The organism is Fodinicola feengrottensis (assembly GCF_039530045.1).
Lineage (GTDB): Bacteria > Actinomycetota > Actinomycetes > Mycobacteriales > HKI-0501 > Fodinicola > Fodinicola feengrottensis.
Genome location: NZ_BAAANY010000030.1, coordinates 42,656 through 62,047 on the forward strand (window position 1 = coordinate 42,656; position 19,392 = coordinate 62,047).

Here is a 19,392-nt window from a genome sequence, read left to right on the forward strand (position 1 = left end):
TCGGCCGTCTCGAGCCATCCCACCGGCCTCCGATGACCTCTAGGGTGTGGAGATGGACCGTCAGGGATGGGATCGTCGTCGGCTGTCCTTCGGCGCTGTTGCGCAGCTCTACCAGCGGACCCGGCCCGACTATCCGGCCGAGGCGGTCAAGTGGATGCTCGCGACCGTGCCCGCCGGCGGGACCGTGCTGGACCTGGGCGCTGGTACGGGCAAGCTGACCCGAGTGCTGGCCGGCCTCGGCTTCGAGGTGGTCGCGGTGGAACCCAGCACCCCGATGCGGGAGGCGCTCGCGGCCGCGCTGCCCGGGACCCGGGTGCTGGAAGGGTCCGCGGAGAGCATCCCGCTGGACGACGGCGCGGTGGACGCGGTGGTCGTTGGGCAGGCTTACCACTGGTTCGACCCGGACATCGCCAACCCGGAGATGGCCCGGGTGCTGCGGCCGGGCGGGGCGCTCGGGCTGATCTGGAACCTGCTGGACGAGCGGACCAGCTGGATCGCGCAGCTGGGCAGCGAGCTGGACGCGTACGACCGTACGAGCAACGGCTTCAACGGCAACGGTTTCAACGGCGCTGGCAGTGAGCGGGACCTGGGGCCGTGGTTCAACGTTCCCGAACACGAGCGCTTCCATCACCAGCAGCGGCTGACCATCACCGACCTGCTCGACCTGCTTCGGTCCCGATCGACGGTGGCCACCCTGGACACCCCACAGCGGGACGCGCTGCTGGGCCGCGTACAGACCCTGGTGCTGCGCAACGCGCCCGTCGACGCGCAACAACAACTCGACCTGCCGTACATCGCCTCCACGTACCGCTCCACCCGCACCTGACGGAGAGTTGCGCTCGGCTGGCGTCGAGTGCGGGACTTTAACCCACACTCGACGTCGAGCGCGGAACAAAGTCCCACACTCGACGAAAATCCATGCGACTTCAGGAGGCTACGGAGAGTTGCGGTCGTAGACGAGGCGGAGGCCGATCAGGGTGAGAGCCGGCTCGTGGTGGGTGATGGTGGCGCTCTCGGAGACGACCAGCGGGGCGAGGCCGCCAGTGGCGACGACGGTCGGGATCGGGGTGCCGAGTTCGGCGGCGATCCGGGTGACGATGCCGTCGACCTGGCCGGCGAAGCCGTAGAGCATTCCCGACTGGAGCGCCTCGACGGTGTTCTTGCCAATCACCCCGCGGGGTGCGACCAGTGGCACTTTCAGCAGTTGGGCAGCGCGAGAGGCCAGCGCGTCCAGGGAAATCTCGATACCAGGCGCCAAAGCGCCGCCGAGGAACTCTCCTTTTCGTCCTACCACGTCGAAATTCGTGGACGTACCGAAGTCCACCACGATCGCCGGGCCGCCGAAGAGGGTGTAGGCGGCGAGGGTGTTGACCACCCGGTCGGTGCCCACCTCGCGCGGATTGTCGACGTTGAGCGCGACACCGGTGCGTACGCCCGGCTCCACCACCAGCGTCGGAATGTCCTGGTAGTAGCGGCGAAGCATGACATTGAGCTCGCGATGCAGGGCCGGCACGGTTGAGCAGGCACTGATTCCGGTGATGTCGACGCTGTCCGCCGCGAGCAGGCCGCGAAAGGTCAGTGCCAGCTCGTCGGCGGTGAGGCGCGCGTCCGTACGCATCCGCCACGAGTGCACCAGTTTCGCGCCGTCGAAGGTGGCCAGCACGATCTGGGTGTTGCCGACGTCGATGCAGAGCAGCACTTAGCGCCCCAGCTTCAACGCGGTGTTGTCGATCAGCCGGGTGGCGCCAACCTTGGCGGCTATCAGCAATCGCGCCGGCCCTTTCGCTGGCGGCGGGCCGAGCGATGGATCGGTCAACTCGCAGTAGTCAACGTCCACAGTGGACTCGGCGGCCAACACCGCGGTTGCGGCCGCCAGCACTGCGACCGGGCCCTGACCGGACGCCGCCACGCCAGCCCGCAAGGCCGCTGACAGCGCTAAACCGGAACGGCGTTCGCGGGGCGACAGGTACGCGTTTCGGCTGGACAGAGCCAAACCGTCCGGCTCGCGTACGATAGGCACCCCGACGACTTCAATGTCCATGCTCAGGTCAGTGACCAGCTGGCGGACCATCATCAGCTGTTGATAGTCCTTTTCCCCGAAAAACGTGACATCGGGAGCGGTCAGATGCAACAGCTTGGAGACGACTGTCAGGACACCGCCGAAAAATCCGGGACGAAAGGCGCCTTCCAGGATTTCCCCACGCGGACCCGGCTGCACCCGGACCTGCGGCGGACCGGCCGGATACATCACCGCGGCGGTCGGCGCGAAAACCAGATCAACCTGTTCCCGCACGCAGATTTCCAGGTCGGCTTTCAGCGTACGCGGATAGCGGTCGAGGTCTTCGGTGGGCGCGAACTGCAGTGGATTGACGAAAATCGTGGCGATCACCGAGGCTGCCCTGGCCCGCGCCTGGCGCAGCAAAGCGGCATGGCCGGCGTGCAGGGCACCCATCGTCATCACCACCGCCACCGGACCCGGCAGCCGGTCGCGGGCAGCCGCGAGGGCGTCCCGATCGCGTACGACCGGAGGCGTCAGCAACCGTTCCGCCGGCGCACCGATCTGCCCGGTCACGCGCGGGCACCGTTGGACCGGGCGGCCAGCACATCCAGCAGCCGCTCCGCGTCCTCGGGCGCGAGCCGGCCGGACGCGATCGCCCGGTCGGCCGTCCGGCGGGCCATCGCCACATAGCCGGCGAGCGTCTCCGGCGCGTGCGCGGCCAGCGTGTCCAGATGCGTGCGCACGGTGTCGGCGTCACCGCGGGAAACCGGCCCGGTCAGCCCCGCGTCGCCCAGCCGCAGCCCGTTGTCCAGCGCCGCGCCCAGCAACGGGCCGAGCAGCCGCTCAGGCTGCCCAACGCCGGCTCGGCGGAGCAGGTCGGCGGCCTCGGTGACCAGCGTGACCAGGTGGTTCGCGCCGGTCGCCAGCGCCGCGTGGTAGAGCGGCCGGAACTCGTCCGCGATCGGGATCGGCTCGCCGCCGATCTCCAGCACCAGCGCCTCGGCGACCGGCAGCACCGGCTCCGGAGCGGTCACCCCGAAAGCCACTCCGTCGATCTTGTCCACGTCTTCGGGTCGCCCGACGAACGTCATCGCCGGATGCAGCGCCATCGGCAGTGCCCCGGCCCACGCGGCCGGCGCCAACACACCAAGCCCATGCGCCCCGGACGTGTGCGCGACCAGCCGGCCCGGCTGCCACCCACCAGTCTCGGCCAGCCCGGACACCAGCCGCGGGAGCACGTCGTCAGGGACCGTCAGCAGCGCGAGATCCACGTCGGCGACCACTTCCGGGACCGGCAACAGCGGTACGCCCGGCAGGAACTGTTCGGCTCGCCGCTGGGACGCGTCCGAGACTCCGGAGGCCGCGACCACGTGGTGGCCCACTCGCATCAGCGCCGCGCCCAACGCCACTCCGACGCGGCCGGCTCCGACGATGCCGATCCTCAAATGGCCCGGCGGTTCAGTCATGGCGTGATCCAGTCCGTTCGTTCCGGGTACCGGTCAGGCCGCCAGTATGCGCGGGCCGTCGCCGATCGCAACACCCACTCGTACGTGCGGCGTGTCACAACCCGATCGCGAACTCGACCTCTCTTCCGGGAGCGTCGAAGGTCAGACCTTTGCGGCGAAGGCGGTGACCAGGTCTCGGGTGGGAGCGGGCCGCTCCATGAAGGGCAGGTGACCGGCCTTCTCGACGGCCGCGACAGCGAGCCTCGTCCACCCGCCCGCACCCTGACCGCTGCGACCACCCGCTAGCGGCGGCTTCGGGTCGTACGTTTGCGGGGCGGCTCGGCCTCGGTCGTACGGAACGGGATGCGTACGGTCGCGAGCAGCCCCGGCGTCCCGTCGGTCAGCGACACCGTGCCGCCATGCCCGCGTACGAGGTCGGCCACGATCGCCAGACCCAGGCCCACTCCACCGTCATCGCGAGCGCGCGCGTCGTCGAGACGGGTGAAGCGTTCGAAAACGCGTTCGCGGTCGGCGGCCGGGATGCCGGGGCCGTCGTCGGCGATCCGGACGATCACCGAGCCGTCCTCGGCGACAACCGACAACCCGACGCGCGTACGGGCATGCCTCACGGCGTTGTCCAGCAGGTTTCCGATCACCCGGGCCAGCCGGTCGCGGTCGCCAACCACCAGCGGCAGGTCGCCGGGAGCCGGCGCGACCACGACCGGCACTTGGCCGCCGTCGTACCGCTTCGCCACCCCGCGGGCCACCTCGCCGAGGTCCACCTCGTCCTGCCGGGCCGGCGCGGCCATGCCGGCGTCCATCCGGGCGAGCAGCAACAGGTCGTCCACCAGCCGGGACAACCGGTCGATCTCGGCCAACACGTCTTCGGTGCTGAGCTCCGGCGACCGACGGGCGGCGATTTCCAACTGGGTGCGCAGGCTCGCCAGCGGGCTGCGCAGCTCGTGGGCCGCGTCCGCAACGAAAGCGCGCTGCCGGTCCTGAGCGACCTCCAACCGCGACAGCATGTCGTTGAGCGTGACCGCAAGCCGTTGGACCTCGTCGTGCGCGTCCGGGACCGGCAGTCGCCGGGTGACCCCTTTGCCGGTGATTTCGGCGGCGCCCCGGCGCAGCGACTCCACCGGGCGCAGGGTCGCGCCGACCACCAGCCAGCTCAGCATCGCGAGCACCGCCAGCAGCACCGGGAAACCGACGCCCACGGCCGTACGCACCACCTTGCCGCCGTCCAGCACCTCGCGGATGTTCGCCGCCACGATCACGTAGTCGACGCCACCGCCCGCGTCCACCTTGCTGACGAACACCCGAAGCGGCCCCTCCCGCCCCGGCTCCTCGCCCGCGATGACCATGAGTTTCCCCTGGTTGGCAGCGGCAGTCAGCTGCCCCAGCGGCATCATCGGCACCACCTGGTCGGCGGCGGCGGACGCGGACAGCACTCCGCCGCGGGCGTTGACGACCTGCACCAGCTGCGCCGGCCCGGCGGTTGGTACGGGGTTGGGCAGCTGCTTGGTCTTGACCAGCGTCACGACGTCCTGGCTGGTCTGCATGACGCTGGAGTCCACGCTGGTGAAAAGCGCCGCCGACACGGTGATCACCAGCAGCGACCCGCCGGCGCCGAGACCGACCGCGAGCACCGCGGTGGCCAGTAGCGTCAGCCGGGCTCGAAGGCTGAGCCGCCAGATCCACCGGTACGCCCGGTGGCCGCCGATCATCGGTCCTTCGTACGGGCCAGGTCGTCGACCACTCGGTAACCGGCACCGCGGACCGTACTCAACGTCTGCCGGCCGAACGGCACGTCGATCTTGCGGCGCAGATAGCCGACGTAGACCTCCACGACGTTCGGGTCGGTATCCGCGGCCGCGTCCCACACGTGGTCGAGCAGCTCGGTCTTGGAAACGACCTCGCTCGGTCGGCGCATCAAATACTCCAACAGCGCGAACTCGCGGGCGGTCAGGTCGATCGACTGCTCGCCTCGAGTGGTCTGCCGAGTGGCCGGATCCAGCGTCAGGTCCCCGACGCTCAGCCGCACCGGACGCGGTCTCACGCCCCGGCGCAGCAGCGCGCGTAGCCGAGCCAGCAGCACCACGTACGAGAAGGGTTTGACCAGGTAGTCGTCGGCGCCGACATCCAACCCGTCGGCCTGGTCGTACTCGCCGTCCTTGGCCGAGAGCATCAGCACCGGCACCCAGTTCCGGTCCGTCCGCAGCGCCTGGACGATCCGGTAACCGGACAGCCCAGGCAGCATGATGTCCAGGATCACCAGGTCGTACGAGCCGGCCCTGGCCATCGCGAGGCCGGTCGTGCCGTCGTGCGCGAGGTCCACCACGAAGCCGTCGTCGACCAGCCCGGCCGCCAACGCGCGGGCGAACCGCACCTCGTCATCGACCAGCAACAACCGCATCGCCATCCCCCAAACTCGGAACTCTCAGTCTGCTCACAGCATGCCCTGTGGAGGATGTGAAACAGCTGAGTGAACGCCAAGGAGGTATGGGCATGTCAGCAGAAGATCAGGAAACCGGTTCAGAAAATCCCCCCGGTCGCCGCAAGCACGTGCTGCGGTGGGCCGTACCGGCCGGCATCGTGGCGCTCGCGCTCGCGGTCCCGTCCGCCGGTGCCATGTTGCAGGCGGCACCCGAGCCGAGCCTGCCGGCGATGAGCGCACAGCAGTTGCTCGCCGCCATCCAGACCGCGAAGGTCAACGGACTTTCTGGCACTGTCGTACAAACCGCCGACCTGGGGTTGCCGAGCCTGCCGGGTCTGACCGGCACCGGCGCGCCGAGCACCGGCAGCTCGTCGCTGTTGTCGATGGTGTCCGGCAGCCACACGCTGCGGGTTTGGTACGCCAGCCCGGACAAGGGCCGGGTCGCGCTGCTCGGCCAGCTGGGCGAGTCGGACATCGTCTACAACAACCACGACCTGTGGACGTGGTCCAGCAGCGACCACACCGCCACCCACCGGGTGGTTCAGGCACCTGCGCGGAAGTCCGGCACGCCGTCGGCGGGCAACGAGAGCGGGCTCGCGAGCGGTACGCCGCAGGAGCTCGCCGCGCAGTTGCTGAAGGCGGTCGGCCCGACCACCACGGTCAGCACCACCGGCAACACCACGGTCGCCGGTCGCAAGGTTTATGAGCTGCTGCTGCAGCCAAAGGACACCCGGTCGCTGGTCGGCCAGGTGCGGCTCGCGGTGGACGGCGAGACCAAGCTGCCGTTGCAGGTGGAGGTCTTCGCATCCGGTGCTGGTACGCCGGCGATCAAGGTCGGCTTCACTCAGGTCAGTTTCAGCACGCCGACCGCGGACAACTTCAAGTTCGCTCCGCCGCCCGGGGTGAAGGTCACCGAGGACAAGGCGTCGGCGCCGGACCCGAAGAAGCTCGCCCAGACGCATAAGCCGCAGCTTGATGGGGTGCGGCCGAACGTGGTCGGTCAGGGCTGGACTTCGGTGCTGGTCGCCAAGCTGCCGGCGAACGCGCTTAGTCCCAATAGCAGCGCACAGCCGGACGCGAAGAAGCCCGGTGGCGGCGCCAGCATCAACCCGATGGAACTGCTGTCGTCCCTGCCGCGCGTCTCGGGCACCTGGGGCAGCGGCCGGTTGTTCTCGTCGGCGCTGGTCAGTGCGCTGATCACCGATGACGGCAGGGTGCTGGTCGGATCAGTGCAGCCGAGTCTGCTGTACGCGGCCGCCGGACAGAAGTGACGGCTGCTACCACCTCGTCCACCGAGCCGCGCCAGGCCAGCCAGCCTGGCGCCGGCTCGGCGGCCATCCAGACTCGTGGGCTGACCAAGCGCTTTCGCGGCGGGCAGGTGGCCGTCGACCATCTCGACCTGGACGTGCCGGTGGGCAGCGTTTTCGGCTTCCTGGGCCCAAACGGCTCTGGCAAGACCACCACGATCCGGATGCTGCTCGGCCTGATCAGCCCGACCGCCGGCAGCCACAGCCTGCTGGGCCTCGGGATGCCACAGCGGGCCAGCGCGGTGCTGCCGCGAGTCGGCGCGCTGGTGGAGGGCCCGGCTTTTCATCCGCACCTGAGCGGGACCGACAACCTGCGCCGGATGGACGCCGCCGATCGACCCGCCGATCCGCGTACGAGCAAGGCCAGGATCGGCTCGGCGTTGGAACGGGTGGGGCTAACCGCCGCCGCTCGCAAGCGTTATCGCGCGTACTCGCTCGGCATGCGGCAACGGCTCGGGATCGCCGCCGCCCTGCTGCAGCCGCGCGAACTGCTCGTACTGGACGAGCCGACGAACGGCCTGGATCCGCAGGGAACCAGGGAAATCCGGCACCTGATCACCGATCTGGCCGCCGACGGCACCACCGTGATGCTGTCCACTCACCTGCTGTCCGAAGTGGAGCAGGTCTGCTCGCACGTCGGTGTGATGCACGTCGGCAAGCTGGTCGCCAACGGCACGCTGGCCAGCCTGCGCTCATCGCTGGCGCCACGAATTGTGGTGCGTACGAGCGAAACCACCGACGCCGCGGACACGCTGCGCCGGCTGGGGCTCGCTGACATCAAGTCCGGCGACGGCGAAGTTTCGGCTCTGCCTGGGGAAAGCGCGCCGGAGCAAGTGCTCAGGACGCTGGTTTACGACGGCGTACCCGTCACTGGTTTCGAGGTGGCCCGCGCCGACCTCGAGGAGGTTTTCGTCGCGCTTACCGGGGAGGGTTTCGATGTCAGCGGCTGACGCGGTCCTGGACCGTCCACAGTGGAGCGTACGGCCGGTGAGCACCCGCCTGCTGCGCTCGGAACTGTCGCTGGTGTTCGGCCGGCGACGCAACCAGGTGATCCTCGCGGTGCTCGCGGCCGTACCGGTGCTGATCGCGGTCGCCGTCAAGATCAACAGCTCCGACAACGGTCGCGGTCCGGTCTTTTTCAACAGTATCGCCGAAAATGGCCTCTTCGTGTCCTTGGCCGCGCTCTTCGCGATCACCCCACTCTTTCTGCCGCTCGCGGTGGCGGTGGTGTCCGGCGACGCGATCGCCGGCGAATCCAACCAGGGCACACTGCGGTATTTGTTGACCGTACCGGTCAGCCGGATGCGTTTACTGGCAACGAAATACGCCGCCTCAGTGCTCTATTGCTTCGCCGCCACCCTGATTGTCGGGGTAGTCGGCGCGGCGATCGGACTGATCCTTTTCCCGAGCGGATCGGTGTTGCTGCTGTCCGGCAGCTCAACATCACTGCCGGCCGCGCTGCTGCGAATCCTGCTGATCTGCCTGTATCTAGGCCTCAGCATGGCCGCACTCGCGGCGATTGGCCTCTTCATCTCCACCCTCACCGACTATCCGGTCGCGGCCATGGCCGCCACCGCCGGCCTCGCGGTCGCCAGCGAGGTCCTCGACGCGATCCCCCAACTGGCCGCCATCGCCCCCTGGCTGCCGACCCACTGGTGGTTCTCGTTCGGCGACTTCCTGCGCGACCCGATCACCATGCAGGACTCGTCAACCGGAGTGGTGTCCGCGCTCGTCTACATCGCCATCTTCACGTCCCTGGCCTGGGCCCGCTTCGCCGGCAAAGACGTGTCCAGCTAGCTGGCTGCGCCGAGTTCAGCTCTACCCGGGGTGCGGGTCCTCAGCCCGGAGGCTCCTCGCAAGGGGCGGCTCCTTAGCTGGGGTGCGGCGCGAAACTGTCGTACCCCTCCGGCAAATTTGCCCCCACCCAGTGACGGGTGGGGGGCGGGTTCGAGGACCAATGTTCAACCAAAAATTAAAGTCCACCTCTCAACCCACCCCCCGCCCGTTCAAAGGGAGGGGGAAAGAAAAACAGACACCTACGACAATTTCGCGCCGCACCTGGGTAGATCGCTCCAACAAAGTCGAGATTCTTCTCGCCACAGACCGCCGTCGATGGCCGGACTCGCCGAAAAGCGGGAATTAGTACGCGGAGCTGTCGCCGCGGGAGTGCCGGCCAGAGCCCGATGCGGGCGGCTGAGAGTGCCGGCCCAGCACGTCGGTGCGGGACGAGGTGCTGCTGCTGTGGCCACCACCGTACGCAGCGGATCGGCGGCCGCCGGAGTAGCCGGTGTCGTTGTCGGCGGCGCGGCGGCGCGAGCGCGGGGTTTCTGCGGGCTCGTAGTCATAGCGGTTCTCCACGGCGAAGCCAGACGAGATCTCGTTGTCTGTCCGGGCGGCCGGAAGCAGCGGGCGCAGGGTGACCGGCTCGGGCGCTGGCTCGGCTGGGGGCTCCCAGCCGGAAGGGCGCCAGTCGGTGGCCGAGCCCGCGGTGCCGAAGCCGAGGGAGGAAGCGTTCGCGGCCGGCGGCATGGCGCCGAACAGCGGGTCGTCGTTGTCGGCGGGGCGGTCGATCTCGGCGCGGTCCACCGAGTACGAGTCCCACTGCGGCATCGCGCCGCCGTTGATCGAAGCCTGGTCCATCGATGCGGCCGGTTCCTGCCGCCGGCCGTTGGACCCGGTGCCGCCGGACCCAGTGCCGGCCGAACCGTATGTCCGGCCCGTCTGCGGCCGTTCGCGCGACTCCAGCCACTCGTCCAGCTGGCCCACCAGCTCCGGATCGCGGCCACCGACCCGGGCCGCGCCGCCGGTACGTTCGGACCGCCGCGGCGCCTCGGGCACGTCGTCCAGCATTGGCATCATCTCGGTGCGGTCGGCGGCCGGTACGCGGGACCGGCCACCAGTCACCGGCACCGAGCCACTGCGCCCGCCGCTGACCGGCCGGGCAGACCCACTCCGGCCACCACTGACCGGCGCATCCGCCCTGCCGACACCGTCTGCCCGGCCACCATTGACCGGGACCGAACCGCTGCGATCGCCACCCATCGGCACCTCAGCCCGGCCGCCGTTGACCGGCACCGAACCACTGCGACCACCACTCACCGGACGGGCCGAGCCACTGACCGACCCCGTACGACCGCCACTGAGCGGCACTTCGGCACGACCGCCGTTCACCGGCACCGAACCACTGCGACCGCCACTCACCGGCCGAGCGGACCCACTGACCGAAGCACCACGGCCGTTCACCGGCACCTCAGCCCGGCCGCCATTGACCGGCACCGAACCGCTGACCGAACCACTGCGACCACCGCTCACCGGCGCCGAGCCGCTGACCGAACCGCTGCGACCACCGCTGACCGGCCGGGTGTGCTCCTCGTACTCAGCGCGCGCCGGCACCCGCTCGGAAACGGTCCGCTGCGAGCACTCGAAATCCCGGCGCTCGGCGGCATCGCGGGTGACCTGGGCCGACCCGCGAGGAGCGGCCGGCACGTCGGCGCGGCCACGGGAGCCCACCGGAGTACGCGGGCCGCCACGGCCCCCGCGACCCGCGCGGTCGGGATCGCGCTCGGACTCACCCGGCCCGTTGGAGACCGGGGCGCTGGGCAGCGGCACGGTGGCGCGGCCGGGCGTACGCAGGTCCAGAACAGTGCCTTCGCCGCTGGCCACCGGCCGGTTGCTCTGTTGTCCGCTGCGCTGCCTTCGGGACCGTTCCAGCTCGGCCCTCACGGTGTCCAGCTCGGCTCGCAGCGATCGCTCGACATCGCGGCGCACTCCGTCGACCTCGTCCCGGACCTGATCCACCTCACGCTGCAGCGAGTCGGTGATCTCCTCAGCGAGGTCGGCCGGCTCCGGCCGGAGCACCACGGCCAGTCCGATCAACACCACCGCGACCAGCGCGAGCACCGCCGCGATCCGCAGCGGGCTGCTGCCCTGCCCGAAGGCGAGCAGCAACGCGGCTATCGGAGCGAAGGCGACGCCGATCCACAAAAGCCAGCCGGAACGCGCGCGCAACGCACCCATGAAGCCAGATGGGGAACGAGCGGGCATACACCACAGGCTAGCGCCGTCGCGACCCGAATTTCGTCCCGGGTCACTGATCACACACCGCGAGCAAGCTCCCGCTCAGTCGAAACTTTTGCGCCATCCCGTATAACTGTGCGTATTAATGGCACCCCTGGGCGATATGCGAGATGTTCGTAGCGCGGCGTGTCGAGCACGATCGCGTCGCCGCGAAAGCCGGGTGCCAGTCGTCCCACGTCTGATCGGCGCAGCGCCTCGGCGCCGCCGGAAGTCGCCGCAGCGACCGCCTCCGCGCAGGTCAGTCCCATCTCCCTGACCGCCAGAGCGATGCAGAACGGCATGCTCGAGGTGTACGAGGTGCCCGGGTTGCAGTCGGTGGCGAGGGCGATCCGGACGCCCGCGGAGAGCAACCGCCGGCCGTCCGGAAAGGGAGAGCGCGTGGAGAACTCGACCCCGGGTAGCAGAGTCGCCACCGTGCCCGAATGCGCCAACGCGTCGACATCATCGTCCGACAGGTAAGTGCAGTGGTCCGCGCTCGCCGCGTCCAGCTCGACAGCCAACTGAACGCCCGGCCCTGGCCGCAGCTGGTTGGCGTGCACACGCAGCTCCAGACCCGCGTGCTTGGCGGCCATAAGGACCTTGCGGGCGGCGCCCACGTCGAAGGCGCCCTCCTCGCAAAATACGTCCGCCCAGCGCGCGTACGGCGCACAAGCAGTCAGCATCTCGCCGGTGACGAGCTGAACGTACTCGCCGGGATCGGAGCCCGCCGGAACCACGTGTGCGCCGAGGAACGTCGTCTCGGTGGTGAACTCACTGGCGATCCGCAGCGATCGCACCTCATCGGCCACGTTCAGCCCGTAGCCACTCTTGATCTCGACCGTCGTCGTTCCCTGCCGAAACATCTCGGCAGTCAGGCGGGCGACGTTGGCGCGCAGCTCGTCGTCGGTGGCCGCGCGGGTGGCGGCCACCGTCGTACGAATGCCGCCCGCCGCGTACCGCTCACCGGCCATCCGGGCGGAGAACTCGTCGGTACGGTCGCCGGCGAAGACGAGGTGCGCATGGCTGTCCACGAAGCCCGGCAGCACGCAAGCGCCGTCGGCGTCGATCGCGTCGTCCGCCGCCGGCGCGGCGCCGCTGTCCCCCACCCACGTGACGACGCCGTCGTCGATCACCACGGCAGCGTTCGTACGGGTGCCCAGCAGCCCGTCGCCCAGCGCCGGCTCGCCGGTGACCAGCTGCCCGATGCCGCGGATGACCGTCGAGGTCACTGGGCGTCCATCGGAATCGGTACGCGCTGCGCGTCGGCGACCTCGCGGGCCAGCGGGTAACCGGCGTCGACGTGCCGGATCACGCCCATGCCCGGGTCGTTGGTGAGGACACGTTCCAGCTTCTGCGCGGCCAGCGCGGTGCCGTCCGCGACGCTGACCTGGCCGGCGTGAATGGACCGGCCGATGCCGACCCCACCGCCGTGGTGGATGGACACCCATGAAGCCCCGGAAGCGGTGTTGACCAGCGCGTTCAGCAGCGGCCAGTCGGCGATCGCGTCGGACCCGTCGGCCATACTCTCGGTTTCCCGGTACGGCGAGGCCACGCTGCCACAGTCGAGGTGGTCACGGCCAATCACCACCGGTGCGGAAATCTCACCGCTCGCGACCATTTCGTTGAACCGCAGGCCGGCCAGGTGCCGCTCGCCGTAACCGAGCCAGCAAATCCGCGCCGGCAGACCTTGGAACGCGACTTTCTCTTGTGCCAGCTTGATCCAGCGGCTCAGTGACTCGTTTTCCGGGAAAAGCTCAAGAATCGCGCGGTCGGTGGCCGCGATGTCCTTCGGATCGCCGGAAAGTGCGGCCCACCGGAACGGGCCCTTGCCCTGGCAGAACAGCGGACGGATGTACGCCGGCACGAAACCCGGATAGTCGAAGGCGCGCTCGTACCCACCTTCTCGTGCCTCACCACGCAAAGAGTTGCCGTAGTCGAAAACTTCCGCGCCAGCGTCCTGGAAACCGACCATCGCCTCCACGTGCTTGGCCATCGAAGCCCGCGCGCGATCGGTGAACTCCTCCGGCTTCTTGGCCGCGTAGTCGGGCGCGTCGCCCGGGTCGATGCCTTCCGGAATGTACGACAGCGGGTCATGCGCGGAAGTCTGGTCGGTGACGATGTCGACCTCCAGACCGCGCCGGAGCAGCTCCGGTACGAGCGTCGCCGCGTTGCCGAGCAAGCCGACCGACAGCGGCTGCTTGTCCCGCTTTGCCTTGGTGGCCTTGGCAATCGCATCGTCCACATCGGACGCGATGAGGTCGAGATAGCAGTGGTCCACGCGCCGCTGCAGCCGGGTTTTGTCCACATCGATGCAGATAACAGCGCCACCGTTCATGGTGACCGCGAGCGGCTGCGCGCCGCCCATCCCACCACAGCCGGCGGTCAGCGTGAGAGTGCCGGCGAGCGTGCCGTTGAACCGTTTCTCAGCGATCGCCGCGAAAGTCTCGTACGTGCCCTGCAGGATGCCCTGGGTGCCGATATAAATCCACGAACCCGCGGTCATCTGCCCGTACATGGTCAGCCCGAGGTGCTCCAACCGGCGGAACTCCGGCCAGTTGGCCCAGTCCGGTACGAGGTTGGAGTTGGCGATCAGGACTCGCGGCGCCCATTCGTGCGTACGCATGACGCCAACCGGCCGTCCACTTTGGACCAGCATCGTCTCGTCTTCGCGAAGATCGGTGAGGGTGCGTACAAGCGCGTGGTAACTCGGCCAGTCGCGTGCGGCTTTGCCCGTACCTCCGTAGACAACCAGATCGTCAGGGCGCTCGGCGACCTCCGGGTCGAGGTTGTTCTGCAGCATCCGTAGCGGCGCCTCGGTCTGCCACGACCGGGCCGTCAGGGTGGTGCCACGGGGTGAGCGGATCATCGGAGCTCCTTTATTCCAGCGGGCCGGTGACGGATTCGGCGGCGGACAGCAGCGAGCCGTCCTGCACCGCGGCGACGGTTTTGTCGATGTCGGGGGAAAGCCAGCGATCCGGGCCTGGCCCGTCCACTGTGGACCTGAGCGCCTGAACCACCGCTTTCGTTGCTGGGGCTGGCGTCAGTGGCGCGCGAAGGTCGAGAGCGCGGGCCGCGGTGAGGATCTCAATCGCCAGTACGCGTCGAAGTCCGTCGATCCCGCGGCGGAGTTTGCGGCCGGCCGCCCAGCCCATCGACACGTGGTCTTCCTGCATCGCCGAGGTCGGGATGGAGTCCACACTGGCCGGGTTGGCCAGTCGCTTCAGCTCGGAAACCACCCCGGCCTGAGTGTAATGCGCGATCATATGGCCGGAGTCGACGCCGACCTCGTGGGCCAAAAATGGCGGCAGTCCATTCGAACGGGCTTTGTCCAGCATCCGGTCCGTACGCCGCTCGGACATGCTCGCCACATCGGCCAGCGGAATGGCCAGGAAATCCAGCGCATACGCGACTGGTGCGCCGTGGAAGTTGCCATTCGATTCGACCCGGCCGTCCGGAAGTACGGCCGGATTGTCCACAATGGACCGCAGTTCGCGACCAGCGACCGTGTTGACGTAGTCAAGCGTGTCGCGGGCCGCGCCGGCCACCTGCGGAGCGCACCGCAACGAGTAGGCGTCCTGCACTCGCGTGCAGTCCGGGCCGCGGTGGCTTTCCATGATCGCCGAGCCGGCGAGCAGCGCGCGCATGTTCGCGGCGGCCGCGGCCTGGCCCGGATGCGGCCGCAACTCCTGCAGGTCCGCGGCGAAAACCCGGTCGGTGCCCAGCAGCGCCTCGACGCTCATGGCGGCCGCGATGTCGGCGAGTTTCAGCAACTCACGCAGGTCGTCAGCGGCCATCACGAGCATCCCGAGCATGCCGTCGGTGCCGTTGATGAGTGCGAGGCCCTCCTTGGCGGCCAACTCGACCGGCACCAGATCGGCAGCTTCCAACGCGTCCGCGGCCGGCATTTGCTGGCCGTCCCGATCGCGTACCGCGCCCTCGCCCATCAGCGCCAACGCGACATGCGACAACGGCGCCAGGTCACCCGAGCAACCCAGGCTGCCGTATTCGCCGATGATCGGCGTGATGCCCGCGTTGAGCAGTGCGGCCAACAGCTGCGCGGTCTCCGGGCGTACGCCCGTGCGCCCGGAAGCCAAGGTCCGCAGTCGCAACAACATCAACGCGCGTACGACCTCGCGCTCCACCTCGGCACCGGAACTCGCCGCGTGCGAGCGGATCAGTGACCGCTGCAGGGCCGAACGCCGCTCGGCCGGAATGTACGTCGTCGCCAACGCCCCGAAACCGGTCGAGACACCGTAATGCGGGGTGCCCTCGTCGCTGGCCAGGTCGTCGATGACCTCGCGAGAGGAACGCATCGCCTTCAGCGCCTGCTCAGTCAGCGCCACCGGCACCTCCCGCCGCGCCACCGCCAGCACGTCGGCCGGCGCCAGCGGCTCGATCCCCACCTGCACATGGTCCGTCATGGGAACCATTCCACCCGCTCAACGCACTTTCCGCCGCCCCTGAGCGGATGATGGTGTCTCGTATCCGAGACTATACCGGTTGGCGGGGTCTGTTGCGGGTGGTAATAGATTGGCGCTGTGCAGGACCAGATCCCGGCCGTACGGCGTGCGCTGGAGGTGCTGCGCCTGCTGGCGGCCCGGCCGGGGCCGTTGCCGGCCAGCGCGATCGCCCGCGAGCTGGGGTTGCCGCGGTCCAGCGCATATCACCTGCTTTCGGTGCTCGCTGACCAGGGATTTGTCATTCATTTGCCGGAAGAACGCCGGTACGCGCTGGGGGTGACGGCCTTCGAGATCGGCTCGGCCTACCTGCGTACGACCCCGCTGGAGCGGCTCGGCCGGCCGCTGCTGACTCGACTGGTCGCGGACATCGGCTTCACCGCCCACCTGGGCGTGCTGCACGGCCGGGAGACGCTCTACGTCATCGAGACCCGTCCACCGCGAGCGGAACCGCTGGTCACGGACGTGGGCGTACGGCTGCCGGCACAGCTGACCGCCTCCGGTCGAGCGATGTTGGCGGCGCTGCCGGCCAACCAGCTGCGGGCGCTGTTTCCTACTGCCGACACACTCGTCGACCGGACCGGCGTTGGCCCGCGAACGTTGACCGCGCTGCGCCGAATCCTTACCTCTGAACGAAAAACCGGCTACGCCGAGGAGGACGGTGAGGTGACCACCGGCTATGCCTCAGTCGCTGTCGCGGTTCTGGACCACACCGGCCGCCCAGCGGCGGCTGTCGCGACAACTTTCCGTTCCACCGCGGTAGATTCCGCCGGACGGGCCGACATCGCCCGTTTCGTCCGCAAAACCGCCGCCACCTTCACCCGCCGCCTCGGCGGTCAGCCACGTTGAACCCTCGCGCCAGATCCCGCGGTGTGACACCTCTGCGGCCGCCACACCTACCGAGTGCGGGACAAAACCCCACACTCGACGCCGAGAGTGGGACAATTCCCCTCTCGACGAATGACGGACAACGAATGGCGTCGTGCCTCTACTCGCCTACGTCTCGGACGAGCAGGTCGTTGATGGTTTCTCGGCGGATCAGGACTCGGGCGTCGCCGCCGCGGACGGCGATCAGGGGTGGGCGGCCGACCAGGTTGTAATTGGAGGCGAGCGGGAAGTGGTACGCGCCGGCCGCTGGCACCGCGACCAGGTCGCCGGGGCGTACGTCGGCCGGCAGCGGCACGTTTTCGGCGAGGATGTCGCCGGCCTCGCAGTGTCGGCCAACGACGGTCATCGGCTCCTGGGCCGCGTCCGCCTTCCGTCCTAATAGGACAACGCTGTAGTGCGCGCCATAAAGCGCCGGCCGCGGATTGTCGCTCATGCCACCGTCGATGGCCACCATCCGGCGGCCGCTGGCGGCCCGTTTCACTGCCACCACGTGATAAATCGCGACCCCGGCGCGGGCCACGATGGCGCGGCCGGGTTCCACCGTCAGCCGAGGCACCGGCAACCGGTTCTGCTGGCATTCGAAACGCAGCACCGCGCGGATGCGGGTGGCGAAGTCGTCCAACGCGAAACTGTCGTCGCCGTCCACGTACGCGACCGCGTGCCCGCCGCCGATGTTCAGTTCCGGCACGGTGATTCGGTGTTCGTCGTGGATGCCCGCCAAAAACGCGACCAGCTGGCGGATTTCCTGTTCGTACGCACCGAAACGACTCACTTGCGAACCAATGTGCGCGTGTACGCCGGACAAGGTCAAGGGCTTCTGGCCAAGCACTCGGCGGACCGCCTCGGCGGCATCGCCGGTGGCCAGCGAAAGTCCGAACTTCTGGTGTTCGGTGCCGGTGGTCAGCGCCGCGTGGGTGTGCGCGTCGACGCCCGGCACGATGCGCAACAGCACCCGCTGCGGTTCCGGTGCCTCGGCAGCGATCCGGGCGATCTCGCCGAGCGAGTCGATCACGATCCGGCCTACTCCGTAGTCCCGAGCGAAAGCCAGATCCGCCGGAGTTTTCGCATTACCGTGCAGGATCACTCGCGCAGCCGGGAATCCGACGGCCCGCGCGACGGCCATTTCGCCGGCCGAGCAGACATCCAGCGAGAGGCCCTCCTCGCCGATCATCCGGGCCACCGCCCGAGTCAGCAGCGCCTTCCCCGCGTACGCGACCTCTTCACCGGCGAAGGCCCGCCGGTATTCCTGGCAGCGCTCCCGCAGGTCGACCTCGTCCAGCACGTACGCGGGCGTACCGAACCGGCCGGCGATGCTGGCGAGGCTGACACCGCCGATCTGGATGTCGCCGCCAACCCGGCGGGTGGTGCGCGGCCAGATGATCGGGGCCAGCTTGTCCGGCAGCGACGAGCGCAACGACGGAATGAGTTCCCTGAGGGTCATGACCGAGCCTTTCCACCAATAATGCCGATCAGACGGCGGCCGCCGAGACCGTGGACTGGTCGCAGGATGAGGTTGATGGTGGTTTCGGCGGCCGATTTCTCCGCGCGCAACCGGGCCAGGAAAGCGCCCAGCGCCGGCCGATCCGTGCAGCTGAGCCGAAACTCGATGTCCACGTCACCGGCCACGTGCCAGGCCTGCTGGACCGACGGCTCCCGGCAGAGGAAGTCGTCGAAGTCCTCCCAGCGAAACCGCGGGTCCAGCCGTACGCCGATGATCGCGTCCACAGTGGACGACTGGACGACCGGCGCCGGGTACGGGGCGCTCATCGCCCGATCCAGTAGAGACCGCCGGCCAGCAGCGCCACCATCAGCACGATGACCAGCCAGGCGAACTGCTCGGAGGTCAGTCGCGGCGTCCGGTTCGAGGTATGGGCCATACCCGCAATGCTGCGTCCGAAGTCTGCCTTGTCCTAGATGTCCTAACGGATTCCAAACGCCGGATGCCCACTTTTGACGCCGGCTTGACGGTCGCTGTGCCAGCCGTCACGCTTCCGGGTCGAAAACGTCCTCAATGGTGAGCTGGAAGACCCGGGCAATGGCAAAAGCGAGCGGCAGGCTCGGGTCATAGCGGCCGTTCTCGATCGTGTTCACCGTCTGCCGGGAAACCGCCAGCCTCTCGGCCAGGTCCGCCTGCGACCAGCCGTGTTCGGCGCGCAACACGCGCAGCTTGTTTTTCAACGGTTCAGCCACATTTTGCGGGCGATCACGCCGACCAGCCACAGTGCCATGAAACTCAGGAAGAGAACCCAGGCCGGCAGGTCGGTCAGTACGACGTAAGTCCCGACGCCGAGAATCGTCACGATGGCACTGAAAGCCATCGCCTCCAGCTGAATGCGCCGCTCCAGTTCGTCGGCCTGGCGGAGCCAGCGGACGTACGCGATCGCCACCCCGGCGACCGGCACCGCCGGAAGGATGGCGATCACGTACCGAAGCGGCGAGTGTGCGTCGTCAGGCGCGATCAACCGTACGAGCACCAGCAGCGCCGGGTAGACGACCACCATCAAGATCAGCACCTGGACCGTGTAGACCACCGACCTGCGCTGCGGCTTTCTCATCCGCCCATCCTCACGCAGCGGCCGGCGCCGCCTCCAAGGTGGTCCGCTCCTGCGCGGTCCAACGCCGGCGGACAACCACCAGCAACGCGATCGACAGCGCTGCCCAACCGGCGAACAGCAGGTCCGGGAGGGGGCTGCTGGCCGGCAAAATGCCCTGCAGACTGAAAACACTGGCGTCCACCGCGAAATGCGCCACGATCGCGACCGGCAGGAAGAGCTGGGACTTTCGGTACGCGAGCACCGCCAAA

General features: G+C 68.7%; 19 protein-coding genes. 5 read left to right on the forward strand and 14 right to left on the reverse strand.

What is annotated here, in order from left to right; translation table 11 throughout:
• The first annotated feature begins 52 nt into the window (after window positions 1-52).
• Window positions 53-826: a class I SAM-dependent methyltransferase gene (locus tag ABD301_RS31025; RefSeq protein WP_344313834.1), complete on the forward strand. Its 774-nt coding sequence runs from the start codon at window positions 53-55 to the stop codon at window positions 824-826.
• A 108-nt stretch (window positions 827-934) separates the two neighbouring features.
• Here the strand turns inward: ABD301_RS31025 and ABD301_RS31030 are convergent, their stop codons facing one another.
• From ABD301_RS31030 to ABD301_RS31050, 5 genes are all read right to left on the reverse strand, one after another.
• The gene (locus ABD301_RS31030; protein WP_163566988.1) at window positions 935-1,699 is read right to left on the reverse strand and encodes a type III pantothenate kinase; all 765 of its coding nucleotides are present in this window, start codon (window positions 1,697-1,699) and stop codon (window positions 935-937) included.
• Window positions 1,700-2,572 (reverse strand): pantoate--beta-alanine ligase, encoded by an 873-nt coding sequence (panC, locus tag ABD301_RS31035; RefSeq protein ID WP_344313835.1) that lies wholly within the window; start codon window positions 2,570-2,572, stop codon window positions 1,700-1,702.
• Window positions 2,569-3,465 carry a Rossmann-like and DUF2520 domain-containing protein gene (locus ABD301_RS31040; protein WP_344313836.1) on the reverse strand — a complete coding sequence of 299 codons (897 nt, stop codon included), beginning with the start codon at window positions 3,463-3,465 and terminating at the stop codon, window positions 2,569-2,571. Before ABD301_RS31040 ends, panC begins: the two co-directional genes overlap by 4 nt.
• Before the next feature lie 281 nt (window positions 3,466-3,746).
• Window positions 3,747-5,171 carry a sensor histidine kinase gene (locus ABD301_RS31045; protein WP_344313837.1) on the reverse strand — a complete coding sequence of 475 codons (1,425 nt, stop codon included), beginning with the start codon at window positions 5,169-5,171 and terminating at the stop codon, window positions 3,747-3,749.
• Complete coding sequence (locus tag ABD301_RS31050; protein ID WP_344313924.1) at window positions 5,168-5,860, reverse strand: response regulator; 693 nt, start codon at window positions 5,858-5,860, stop codon at window positions 5,168-5,170. Before ABD301_RS31050 ends, ABD301_RS31045 begins: the two co-directional genes overlap by 4 nt.
• A gap of 92 nt (window positions 5,861-5,952) precedes the next feature.
• Here ABD301_RS31050 and ABD301_RS31055 point away from each other — a divergent pair, with 92 nt between their 5' ends.
• Genes ABD301_RS31055 through ABD301_RS31065 form a run of 3 tightly spaced genes read left to right on the forward strand, consistent with a single transcriptional unit; the run spans window position 5,953 to window position 8,985 of the window.
• Entirely contained in the window at window positions 5,953-7,152 is a 1,200-nt protein-coding gene (locus ABD301_RS31055; RefSeq protein ID WP_344313838.1) for a LolA family protein, read from the forward strand.
• A complete protein-coding gene (locus ABD301_RS31060) occupies window positions 7,149-8,138 on the forward strand; it encodes an ABC transporter ATP-binding protein (protein ID WP_344313839.1) in 990 nt (329 codons plus the stop codon). Before ABD301_RS31055 ends, ABD301_RS31060 begins: the two co-directional genes overlap by 4 nt.
• Window positions 8,125-8,985 (forward strand): ABC transporter permease, encoded by an 861-nt coding sequence (locus ABD301_RS31065; protein ID WP_344313840.1) that lies wholly within the window; start codon window positions 8,125-8,127, stop codon window positions 8,983-8,985. Before ABD301_RS31060 ends, ABD301_RS31065 begins: the two co-directional genes overlap by 14 nt.
• A 342-nt stretch (window positions 8,986-9,327) precedes the next feature.
• Here the strand turns inward: ABD301_RS31065 and ABD301_RS31070 are convergent, their stop codons facing one another.
• Genes ABD301_RS31070 through hutH form a run of 4 tightly spaced genes read right to left on the reverse strand, consistent with a single transcriptional unit; the run spans window position 9,328 to window position 15,665 of the window.
• Window positions 9,328-11,232, reverse strand: a complete 1,905-nt coding sequence (locus ABD301_RS31070; protein ID WP_344313841.1) for a hypothetical protein — start codon at window positions 11,230-11,232, stop codon at window positions 9,328-9,330.
• Between the two features lie 50 nt (window positions 11,233-11,282).
• Window positions 11,283-12,473, reverse strand: a complete 1,191-nt coding sequence (gene hutI, locus ABD301_RS31075) for an imidazolonepropionase (RefSeq protein WP_344313842.1) — start codon at window positions 12,471-12,473, stop codon at window positions 11,283-11,285.
• Window positions 12,470-14,110 carry a urocanate hydratase gene (gene hutU / locus ABD301_RS31080; RefSeq protein ID WP_344313844.1) on the reverse strand — a complete coding sequence of 547 codons (1,641 nt, stop codon included), beginning with the start codon at window positions 14,108-14,110 and terminating at the stop codon, window positions 12,470-12,472. Before hutU ends, hutI begins: the two co-directional genes overlap by 4 nt.
• A gap of 10 nt (window positions 14,111-14,120) precedes the next feature.
• On the reverse strand, window positions 14,121-15,665 hold the full coding sequence (hutH, locus tag ABD301_RS31085; RefSeq protein WP_425552000.1) for a histidine ammonia-lyase: 1,545 nt from the start codon (window positions 15,663-15,665) through the stop codon (window positions 14,121-14,123).
• A gap of 117 nt (window positions 15,666-15,782) precedes the next feature.
• On the opposite strand from hutH, the gene ABD301_RS31090 reads away from it, so the two are divergent.
• Entirely contained in the window at window positions 15,783-16,550 is a 768-nt protein-coding gene (locus ABD301_RS31090) for an IclR family transcriptional regulator (protein ID WP_344313847.1), read from the forward strand.
• A 139-nt stretch (window positions 16,551-16,689) separates the two neighbouring features.
• Here the strand turns inward: ABD301_RS31090 and lysA are convergent, their stop codons facing one another.
• The 5 genes from lysA to ABD301_RS31115 all read right to left on the reverse strand — a co-directional run.
• Complete coding sequence (gene lysA / locus ABD301_RS31095) at window positions 16,690-18,030, reverse strand: diaminopimelate decarboxylase (RefSeq protein WP_344313848.1); 1,341 nt, start codon at window positions 18,028-18,030, stop codon at window positions 16,690-16,692.
• A complete protein-coding gene (locus tag ABD301_RS31100) occupies window positions 18,027-18,356 on the reverse strand; it encodes an Lrp/AsnC ligand binding domain-containing protein (protein WP_163566984.1) in 330 nt (109 codons plus the stop codon). The genes lysA and ABD301_RS31100 overlap by 4 nt, the downstream gene beginning before the upstream one ends.
• 216 nt (window positions 18,357-18,572) lie before the next feature.
• On the reverse strand, window positions 18,573-18,767 hold the full coding sequence (locus tag ABD301_RS31105; protein WP_163566983.1) for a helix-turn-helix transcriptional regulator: 195 nt from the start codon (window positions 18,765-18,767) through the stop codon (window positions 18,573-18,575).
• Window positions 18,764-19,144, reverse strand: coding sequence for a hypothetical protein (locus ABD301_RS31110; protein ID WP_163566982.1), 381 nt, complete (start codon window positions 19,142-19,144; stop codon window positions 18,764-18,766). The genes ABD301_RS31105 and ABD301_RS31110 overlap by 4 nt, the downstream gene beginning before the upstream one ends.
• 10 nt (window positions 19,145-19,154) lie before the next feature.
• The coding region (locus ABD301_RS31115) for a hypothetical protein (protein ID WP_344313849.1) at window positions 19,155-19,392 on the reverse strand (238 nt) is incomplete at its 5' end.